The organism is Bacillus haikouensis, from assembly GCF_013179555.1.
Classification (GTDB): Bacteria; Bacillota; Bacilli; order Bacillales; family Bacillaceae_B; genus Rossellomorea; species Rossellomorea haikouensis_A.
Genome location: NZ_JABMCR010000166.1, coordinates 1 through 9,690 on the forward strand (window position 1 = coordinate 1; position 9,690 = coordinate 9,690).

Annotated in this window: 13 protein-coding genes; 9 read left to right on the top strand and 4 right to left on the bottom strand. The window is 41.7% G+C overall.

The genetic code is table 11. The features are described from left to right. Positions 1–452 (top strand): undecaprenyl-diphosphate phosphatase (locus HP456_RS15315; RefSeq protein WP_281358055.1); only part of this gene is annotated, 452 nt, incomplete at its 5' end. A gap of 128 nt (positions 453–580) precedes the next feature. On the opposite strand, the gene HP456_RS15320 is transcribed toward HP456_RS15315, so the two are convergent. Continuing rightward, positions 581–889 carry a metal-sulfur cluster assembly factor gene (locus HP456_RS15320; RefSeq protein WP_172252628.1) on the bottom strand — a complete coding sequence of 103 codons (309 nt, stop codon included), beginning with the start codon at positions 887–889 and terminating at the stop codon, positions 581–583. 70 nt (positions 890–959) lie between these two features. Next, on the bottom strand, positions 960–1,733 hold the full coding sequence (locus HP456_RS15325; RefSeq protein WP_172252630.1) for a prolyl oligopeptidase family serine peptidase: 774 nt from the start codon (positions 1,731–1,733) through the stop codon (positions 960–962). A gap of 228 nt (positions 1,734–1,961) precedes the next feature. On the opposite strand from HP456_RS15325, the gene HP456_RS15330 reads away from it, so the two are divergent. The 3 genes from HP456_RS15330 to HP456_RS15340 all read left to right on the top strand — a co-directional run bounded on the left by HP456_RS15330 (position 1,962) and on the right by HP456_RS15340 (position 3,225). Further along, positions 1,962–2,777, top strand: a complete 816-nt coding sequence (locus HP456_RS15330; RefSeq protein ID WP_172252632.1) for a Cof-type HAD-IIB family hydrolase — start codon at positions 1,962–1,964, stop codon at positions 2,775–2,777. 102 nt (positions 2,778–2,879) lie between these two features. Further along, on the top strand, positions 2,880–3,032 hold the full coding sequence (locus tag HP456_RS15335; protein WP_171910678.1) for a hypothetical protein: 153 nt from the start codon (positions 2,880–2,882) through the stop codon (positions 3,030–3,032). Position 3,033: 1 nt separating this feature from the next. Beyond that, positions 3,034–3,225 (top strand): DUF3813 domain-containing protein, encoded by a 192-nt coding sequence (locus HP456_RS15340; protein WP_172252634.1) that lies wholly within the window; start codon positions 3,034–3,036, stop codon positions 3,223–3,225. A 73-nt stretch (positions 3,226–3,298) separates the two neighbouring features. Here the strand turns inward: HP456_RS15340 and HP456_RS15345 are convergent, their stop codons facing one another. Beyond that, on the bottom strand, positions 3,299–4,153 hold the full coding sequence (locus tag HP456_RS15345; RefSeq protein ID WP_172252636.1) for a YitT family protein: 855 nt from the start codon (positions 4,151–4,153) through the stop codon (positions 3,299–3,301). Positions 4,154–4,393: 240 nt separating this feature from the next. Between HP456_RS15345 and HP456_RS15350 the strand changes: the two genes are divergently transcribed. From HP456_RS15350 to HP456_RS15370, 5 genes are all read left to right on the top strand, one after another. Then, positions 4,394–5,242, top strand: a complete 849-nt coding sequence (locus HP456_RS15350; RefSeq protein ID WP_172252638.1) for a fatty acid kinase binding subunit FakB — start codon at positions 4,394–4,396, stop codon at positions 5,240–5,242. A 69-nt stretch (positions 5,243–5,311) separates the two neighbouring features. Next, positions 5,312–5,443, top strand: a complete 132-nt coding sequence (locus HP456_RS15355) for a DUF3941 domain-containing protein (RefSeq protein ID WP_172252640.1) — start codon at positions 5,312–5,314, stop codon at positions 5,441–5,443. Positions 5,444–5,592: 149 nt separating this feature from the next. Beyond that, a complete protein-coding gene (locus HP456_RS15360) occupies positions 5,593–6,084 on the top strand; it encodes a YajQ family cyclic di-GMP-binding protein (protein WP_172252642.1) in 492 nt (163 codons plus the stop codon). Between the two features lie 103 nt (positions 6,085–6,187). Beyond that, positions 6,188–7,537 carry a CoA-disulfide reductase gene (locus HP456_RS15365; protein WP_172252644.1) on the top strand — a complete coding sequence of 450 codons (1,350 nt, stop codon included), beginning with the start codon at positions 6,188–6,190 and terminating at the stop codon, positions 7,535–7,537. A gap of 246 nt (positions 7,538–7,783) precedes the next feature. Next, complete coding sequence (locus HP456_RS15370; RefSeq protein WP_172252646.1) at positions 7,784–8,653, top strand: SDR family oxidoreductase; 870 nt, start codon at positions 7,784–7,786, stop codon at positions 8,651–8,653. An 82-nt stretch (positions 8,654–8,735) separates the two neighbouring features. On the opposite strand, the gene HP456_RS15375 is transcribed toward HP456_RS15370, so the two are convergent. Then, the coding region (locus HP456_RS15375; protein ID WP_172252648.1) for a LacI family DNA-binding transcriptional regulator at positions 8,736–9,690 on the bottom strand (955 nt) is incomplete at its 5' end.

The following is a 9,690-nucleotide window of genomic DNA, read 5'->3' on the forward strand; positions in this document are numbered from 1 at the left end:
TTACAATCGGAATCACCCTCATTATTACTGGAACCGCATTATGGCTTATCCGTAATCTGCGAGGCAGAAAAAATGATGGGGATCTGAATGTAAAAGATGCCCTGATCATCGGTCTTGCCCAGGCGGTTGCTTTGATTCCAGGGATCAGCCGTTCAGGTGCCACCATCGTTGCAGCAATGGCTCGCGGAATGAAAGCAGAAACAGCTTTGCGCTATTCGTTCCTATTATACATCCCGGTCAGCTTCGGGGTCATGCTTCTCGGAATCAGCGATTTGATCGAAAAACCTCCGGCGGCATCTATGACCATCCCCTATGTTCTGGCTTTCATCGGATCACTGGTGGCTTCTTACTTCTCCTTGAAGTGGTTCATGAATATCATGGCTAAAGGAAATCTTAAATATTTCGCCATTTATTGCCTGGTCGTTGGAGGGCTTGTTGTTATCTTCATTTGATATCAAGATTCAATGCCGCTGTGGATTTCCATGTAAGAATTTTTGGCGGGTGGCAGACAGATCATTTCACCACCAAATCTGCATAGAACTATAAAAAAAATACCCTTGAGTAAAGGGTATTTTTTCTATCATGTGATGCCCAGTGCAATTTTTGCATAGCGGGACATCTTATCCTTGCTCCATGGTGGATTCCAAACGATATCCACTTCTGTTTCTTTTACTTCCGGAAGCTCGCCCAGAGCCGCTTTTACTTGATCAACAATCGTTCCTGCAAGCGGGCACCCCATTGAAGTCAACGTCATTGTGACTGTCGCTTTTCCTTCTTCGTCCAGATCTACATCATATACCAAGCCTAAGTTAACGATGTCTATGCCTAATTCAGGGTCAACAACCTGCTCAAGTGCACCCATCAAACTGTCTTTTAGATCCTGATCCATTGTTACACTCTCCTTTACTATTCTTCTTCTACTGTTTATCTTATCAAAGAAAATCAATGAAGACAAAAGCTTAAGCCGATAAATGCTTTTCAAACCATTCCACGAGTTTCATGACACCTTCCCTTGAAACTTTGTGTTCGGCCTTATCGTCCGCGATAAATAATATATTTTCTTCATTACCTTCATATGCAGGCAGTATGCTCTTGTAAAATTCTTCTGTTAAATGGAATGGGACAACCTTGTCTTTTCTTCCATGCCAAAACATCAGCGGCCTCCCATTCAGCTTTTCCGGCTGAAGACTTAAATCATAGTGAGATAATTCATTCAGAATCGCATGTACTTCTTCATCACTGAATGGAAGTTGGTAACCAGTCGATTTAAGATGGGAAAGCTGTGCTTTCGCAAATTTCACATAGGATGGATTGCCCATCAGGGATACTGCGGAAGAAATCCAATTATACTGCGTTAAAGCTCCCAGGGTGACAATGCCTCCCATTGAAGTACCGGCAACTCCTATACCATTTTCAATCAGCAAGCCTTTTTTTCTGAAGTGCCCTTTAAGAAGAGATAGTTCATGAATGCTGTTTAATACAATCTTCCAGAATATCCCGCCTAATTCCTCTTCCGATTTACCTGTTGCTCTTTCACCATGTTCAAGGCAGTCAGGAAGTATCACTCTGAAGCCTTTTTCGGCAAGATAGTATGCATAGTGGAGATTATTCTCTTTAGCACTGGTAAAACCATGTATAAAAAAGCACAGAGGCAGAGGATTGCCTTTTTCTTCTTCCTTCACAAGATGAAGGCACGGTATTTCTTCTATGTTTGATTTTTCAATGACGATCATGATTACTTACTCCCTCCTGTACGCTGATCACAGTATTATGATATCCTAGATTTTAAAATATGTATAATATTTATAACCGCATGTAAAATGTTTATTAAATCAATTTCTTGATGTGGACAGCTTTCACATTCTCCTTATACACTATCCTTATAGTGGTGATTTGAGGTATTCTACATACTTGCCATGAATATTGCGTATAACAACATTATAAAGAATTGGAGAAATGATATGAATTCTTTTGAAAAACACTTAATCGTATTAGACTTGGACGGCACACTTTTAACGGATGAAAAAAAGATTTCACCAAAGACCATGCACACGTTGGCAGACGCAAGGAAACAAGGTCACGAAGTCATGATCGCCACCGGCCGTCCTTACCGTGCCAGCGAAATTTATTATAAGCAGCTGCACTTAGGCACTCCAATCGTTAATTTTAATGGAGCGTTTGTTCATCATCCTGCAGACAAGAACTGGGGGATTTATCACGAACCGATGGATTTACATGTCTCTAAGCAAATAATCGAAGCATGTCAGGACTTCCCTTTCAGAAACATCATCGCTGAAGTGAAAGATGATGTCTACCTTCATTATCATGATGAAAGACTCATCGACGTGTTCATGATGGGCAATCCATCGATTTCTACAGGTGATATACGTGATTTACTTACTGATAACCCTACTTCAATGCTGATCCATGCCGAAGAGGAAGATGTGAGTGAAATCCGCGCACATCTTGATGAAGTTCATGCAGAAGTCATCGATCACCGAAGATGGGCAGCCCCATGGCATGTAATCGAAATTGTCAAATCAGGATTGAATAAAGCTGTCGGAATAGAAAAAGTCGCATCATCCTTGAATATCCCTCAGGAGCGTATCATTGCGTTCGGGGATGAGGACAATGATTTTGAAATGCTGAAATATGCAGGTACTGGTGTTGCTATGGGAAATGCGATTGATGACTTAAAGGAAATTGCGAATGAGATTACGTTATCCAACGAAGAAGACGGAATTGGGAGATACCTTCAGAATCGTTTTAACCTTTAATGGCAGTAGTGGGAATTATTTTTACTGTAAACAACACCGATATCAGCCATACTACAAGAGAACACAGCATTTGTGTTTAAGCTTGTAAAAGGGGTGGCTGCAATGGGTAGAAATAAATCCAAACGATTTGTGCAACAAGGTAAAGTTGCTGTAGCAAAGCACGATGAGCGAATTCCCTACCATTTGACATACGCTGAAGCAGAGGCAAACAAGCTGTCCTCCAAAGTAGAGGACTCCTCACTGGGAGGAATATAACATGAGTAATCCGTTATTCAGAGAAGCTCGTCAAGCCGTAAACACTGCAAAAGAGACGGCGGCGTCTGGTGGAGATATCGAAACATCTGTCAATAAAGCAAAAAATGCCTTATCTTCTGCATATGCCAATAGCAATGTTGAAGAACAACGCCAATTACGCACCCTTCAAGACGAGTTAAATACTCTTCAATAACAAATGAAAGGGTTGACCCTGTCAAGACAGGGTCAACCCTTTTTAATTTCCACCAACCATCCATCCTGTCATTCTAATCTCTTCTAAAGAAGCCGAATATCCCTGTTGTTTGAACGATATTGGTAAATGCATTTGGATCCACTTCTTTGATTGTATGCTCGAGCTCATACAACTCATAGCGTGAAATGACGATGATCATCATTTCTTTTGATTCACCTGAAAAAGCACCTTTCGCGGGTAAAGTCGTTATTCCCCTCATCAACTTTGAGTGAATGGCTTCCCGCAGCTCGTTTGACTTTTTCGTGATGATCATCGCTGTTAACTTTTCATGTCGTGTATGGATGGCATCGATGACGCGTGTTGAGGCATATAAAGTGACTAGCGTATATAAAGCCTTTTCCCATCCATATAAAAAGCCGGCTGAAATGATGATGATCGCATTCATCAGAAAGAAATACGATCCCACCGGCTTATCTTTCATCCGCGAGAGAATCATCGCAATGATATCCATCCCCCCTGTAGAAGCACCCCACTTTAATGTCAGTCCGACCCCGACAGCAGCAATGACACCTCCGAATACTGCATTCAGCAAAATATCGGGTGACAGATGAATAATAGGAATGACCTCAAGGAAGAAAGAAGTAAGGAATACTGAAATGAAACTGTAGACAGTAAATGACTTACCAACCTTCCTCCATCCAATAATGGTTACAGGAATATTTAAGATGAATAATAAAATACCTGTGGAAACATTAAACCGGGTAAATTCTTTGATGATACTTGATAATAATTGTGCCATACCGGTAAAACCGCTTGCATACACATTTGCCGGTATTAAGAAAAAGTTCATGGCGATCGCACCCAAAAGTGAACCGATCAGCACGACCAAAAACTTTTTTGCTTCTAAATGAACGTTATCCCTGTTCATGACAGACCTCCCCTGTTGTCCTATACTAATTGTTATGTTCCACAAAATATCATAACTAAACTCTGGTCCAATACTTCAATTGCCATGATTTCCATTAAGAAATTTTCTTGCAGTAAAGAACTGCTCTTTTATAGATAGAATAATGGTAACTCTGAATCGATGTTAAGAAAGGAATAGATTGTCATTTAACTGAAAAATAGCTAGACTTAAGCTATAAGTAAAGTTAAAAGGATGATAATAATGACAGTAAAATTATTTGCTGATAGTGCAAGCGATCTCCCAAAAGAATTCTTCGACCAAGACAACATAGAGTTTTTCCCTCTCAAAGTACATATCGATGGCCAGGACTACGATGACCTCCTAAATATCGATCCGAAGACGGTCTTTAACAGGATCCGTGAAGGTCATATGCCCAAAACATCTCAAGTATCTCCGGAAAGCTTCCTGAAAAAGTTTACCGAGCTTGCCGAAAAGGATGAAAAAGGCATTTATGTCGCATTCTCATCCCAACTTTCCGGTACTTACCAAACAGCCGTAATGATCCGCGATCAGGTAATAGAGGATTACCCTGGCCTCGACCTTACCATCATTGATTCGAAGTGTGCCTCTCTCGGCTACGGCCTGATTGTCCAAAGTGCATTAAAGACGTTACAGGAAGGAGGCACCCGTCAAGAAATCATCGATTCCATCAACTATCATGCAGAGCATATGGAACACCTCTTTACTGTGGAGGATCTCGACTATCTCGCAAAAGGCGGCCGTGTTTCAAAAGCTTCTGCATTCCTTGGCGGTCTCCTCAACATCAAGCCGCTTCTGCATGTCGAGGACGGAAAGCTTGTCCCGATCGAGAAGCTCCGCGGCAAAAGAAAGCTCTTAAAGAGAATACTTGAACTGATGGAAGAACGCGGTTCCAACCTTTCCGGACAGACGATTGCTATCAGTCACGGCGATGACGAAGAGCTCGCATTGGAAATGAAAAAAATGATCGTAGAAAAGTTCTCTCCAAGAGATGTTTATATCAATATTATTGGGTGTGCGATCGGTTCCCATACAGGAACGGGTACATTGGCTGTATTTTTCCTGAATTAACACTCATAATCCACTCTTCATTTCCTCATACTAACAAAGAAGATGCTTATATTGAAGGGAGTTTAACCAATGCCACACACTTCTGATAATGATAAAAAAGCAAAAGATAATCAAGCACTGCATGAAGAAAAGAACAAATTAAAAGAACTGAACCGTCAAGGCGGAAAGCATCAGTATTCCAAAAAGACGGATCATATCTAATCAGTAAAACCGCAATCTGAATCAAATTGATTGAACCACCTGATGTCTCAAGGTGGTTTTTTTATGTAATTTATTCCTCTATTAGTTGTACGAGTGAATCATGCTTGTCTATAATAATAATAGAGAATATTAATTGGAGGGAAATACATATGGCGAAAGAATGTTCATTCGATATCGTATCAAAAGTCGAAATGTCAGAAGTAAGCAACGCTATACAAATTGCACTTAAAGAAATCCAGAATCGTTACGACTTCAAGGGAAGCAAGAGCGATATCAAATTGGATGGAGAAGAAATCGTATTAATTTCTGATGACGAATTTAAAATGAATCAACTGAAAGATGTGTTAATAAGCAAATTGATCAAACGTGAGGTACCTGTCAAGAATCTTGATTACAGCAAACTCGAGGGTGCATCCGGTGGTACCGTCCGACAACGTGCAAAGCTTGTCCAGGGTATCGACAAGGAAAATGCAAAGAAAATCAATACAATGATAAAAAACTCAGGAGTCAAAGTAAAAAGCCAGGTTCAAGATGACCAGGTGAGGGTGACCGGGAAAAGTAAAGACGACCTCCAGAAAATCATTTCAGCTGTAAGGGAAGCCGACTTATCAATTGACGTTCAGTTTGTAAACTTCCGCTGATTTGTTATCTAACTAAGTCTAATGGGTACAATAAACTCATTAGGCTTTTTTTATACCCATCAGCTTTGAAATACCTAAAAAGACGTGTACACGGAGGAGAACTATGAGCAGAAAAATTATCGTGATCGGAGCCGTCGGCGGAGGGGCCACAACGGCATCTCAACTTAGAAAATTAGATGATAAAGCCGAAATCATATTACTAGAAAGAACTTCTTATCTTTCTTATGGAGCTTGCGGCATGCCTTACTATCTTGGAGAGGTGATTAAAGACCGGGAAGATCTATTTGCTTATACTCCTGAAAGATTGCAGGCTAAAAAAAATATCGATGTAAGAATGATGCATGAAGCCATTAAAATCGACAGAAAAAAGAAATCGATTCATATCAGAGAGTGTGCAAGCAATCGTGAGTATATTGAGCGTTATGATGTGCTTGTAATAGCGACTGGTGCTTCCCCATTCATACCTGATATCGAAGGATTTAACCACATTCCATCCTTCACTCTGAGAACAGTAGGAGATATGGATAGATTAAAAAACTACTTAAGGACTGAAAAACCTTCAACCGCAGCCATCATCGGAGGAGGTTTTATCGGCGTTGAAATGGCGGAGAACCTGACCCATCTCGGTATAAAAACAAATATCGTCGAGCGCTCTAATCATGTTTTAAGTGTGATTGACGAAGAAACGGCTTTAATCATCCAGCATCACTTATTAGACAAAGGGGTTTCGTTATATTTGGGGAACGGACTCCATCAGATAACTTCAGCAAGCAAAATCCAACTTGATAATGGGGAAACCATTGAGACTGACTTCATCCTTTTATCCGCGGGCATTAAACCGAACAATAAACTTGCCCGTGAAGCAGGTCTGACTGTGGGGGAATCCGGAGGCATCTCAGTGAATGAATTCATGCAGACCGGGGATCCTTCCATTTACGCTGTTGGTGATGTTGTCGAGTCCATTGATCTGATCGATGGCAGTCCAAAACAGGTCCCGCTTGCCTGGCCGGCCCATCGTCAGTCATATATAATCGCCAAACATATCACCTGCGATCCTGTTCCGTTTAAAGGCATGCTGGGCAGTGCAATTGCAAAGGTGTTTGATTTGACCATTGCCTCTACAGGACTTGGGGAAAAAGATCTGACAGCGCGGGGTAAAAAGTATAAAACAGTCACTCATAAAGGGAAATCACATGCAGGCTATTACCCGGACAGCAAGGAAGTGTATGTCAGGGTTCATTTTTGTCCGGATACCGGCAAAATATTCGGCGGTAATGTGGTTGGAGGTGAAGGTGTCGATAAACAGATCGATGTTCTATCCACTGCAATATTCGGCGGCCTGACTGTTAAACAGCTTCAGGAAATCGAAACCTGCTATGCGCCTCCTTACTCATCACCGAAAGGACTATTAAATATGATAGGCTACAAGGCAGAGAAAATGATGAACTTATGATAAAAAAGCAGATCCTGTGCGGGTCTGCTTTTTCTCTATACCTAATTCTAATCTGCCCGGTAAAAGAAATTCTCTCACTTCCATCATATGGAACAACCCCAAGGCTGCCAATAAAAAACCGTTTCACACCAAAAAATTCGGGGAAACAAGTTAATAATTGAACACATCGGGTAAACACTAACCTAAGAAAAATGTATTACTAACGATTGTTCATCTACCCAACCATTTATAAAAGGAGTGTTTCAATTGTCACAACAGCAAAACGGAAAACAAACCTTTCCGCCTCAGCATCAGGATCATCAGCCCGGAACAGTGGATGAAATGAATCCCCAGCCGATTCATACAGATCAAAATTATAAAGGAAGCGGAAAACTGGATGGAAAAGTTGCATTGATTACCGGGGGGGACAGCGGAATCGGCCGTTCCGTTGCATGGTATTTCGCACGCGAAGGGGCCCATGTGGCGATCTCTTACTTAGATGAGCATGACGATGCAAACAAGACAAAGGAACTTATTGAAGCAGAGGGAGTCACGTGCATGCTTCTTTCAGGGGATATCGGGAGCTCGACATTCTGTAAGGACATCATCAAAAAAGTGATTTCCCATTTCGGAAAACTTGATATTCTCGTCAATAATGCTGCAGAACAGCATCCGCAGGCAGGACTGGAGGAGATAAGCGACGAACAGCTGGAACGCACCTTCAAGACTAATATATTTTCAATGTTCTACCTTACCAAAGCTGCCCTTCCTCATTTAAAGAAAGGAGCTTCGATCATAAATACAGCTTCCATTACAGCTTATAAAGGAAATAAGGATCTGATCGATTACTCATCCACTAAAGGGGCAATCGTCAGCTTTACACGCTCGCTTGCAGAAAACATCGCATCAAAAGGTATCAGGGTAAACGGCGTTGCTCCTGGGCCGATATGGACGCCTCTCATCCCTTCGACATTCAGTGCAGACAAAGTTTCCGAATTCGGTGCCAATACACCGATGGGAAGAGCTGGCCAGCCGTATGAATTAGCACCGGCTTATGTTTATCTTGCAAGTGAAGATTCAACCTATGTGTCCGGACAGATGATTCATGTGAATGGCGGCACTGTGGTGAACGGATAACTTTTAACATTGGATTGTTCAATTTCCATTATCCAAATAAAAAACGACTGAAACTTACTCCATTGTAAGCCTCAGTCGTTTTTTATGCGTTTATATCACGCCTGCTGCAGGACGAGCGCTTTACAATGTCATGAGGGATGATGATACGCTTGATCGGTTCCTTTGGATTTTCCACTCTTTGGATCAGGCTTTTGGCCGCTTCATTCCCGAGGTAGAAAATATTGATATCAACCGAAGTCAGTGGCGGTCGTGACATTTCTGCCAGCAATACGTTATTGAAGCTGATAATGGATATATCATCCGGCACAGATATATTCATTTCATCCAGAGTATTCAATACACCTAATGCCATCAGATCATCGGCTACCACCAATGCGGTTGGCGGGTGCTCAAGCTGCATCAATTCATTGATCGCTTCTCTTCCGCCTTCACGCAGAAATTCCTCATGAATGATATATTCATCCCTTAAGTCGAGACCAGCTTCTCTCAGCGCTTTTTCATACCCCAGTAAACGCTCTACTGTAACGACCAAATTCAAATCGCCTCCGATGAAGCCGATACAGTCATGTCCGAGCTCGAGGAGATAATCGGTCACTTCTCTTGCAGCCCTGAAATTATCATTGTCTACATGAGTAATTTCTTCACAGTATTTATGTGGTTTCCCAACTACTACGAAAGGAAAGTTGCGTTCTTTCAAATAATTCATCACTTTATCTTCCACTTTAGAATAAAGAAGGATGATGCCATCTACACGTCCTCCCTGGACCATTTGGACAACACCTTCGTAAATTTCCTCTTCCGACTGCCCCGTCGTCATTTGAAGCGCATATTGCTTTTCGTGCGCTCCCTCACTCAGTCCTCTTAAAACTGTGGGAAAAAAAGGGTTTTGTGAGAAAGTACTTGCCGAATCGGGCAAAACAAGCCCCAGAACCCTGGTTGACTGATTTGCCAAACTTCTTGCGATGAAATTCGGATGATAACCCAATTGCTCCATCGCTTCCCTGACTTTTTGTTTTGTTCTTTCACTTATTCTCGGG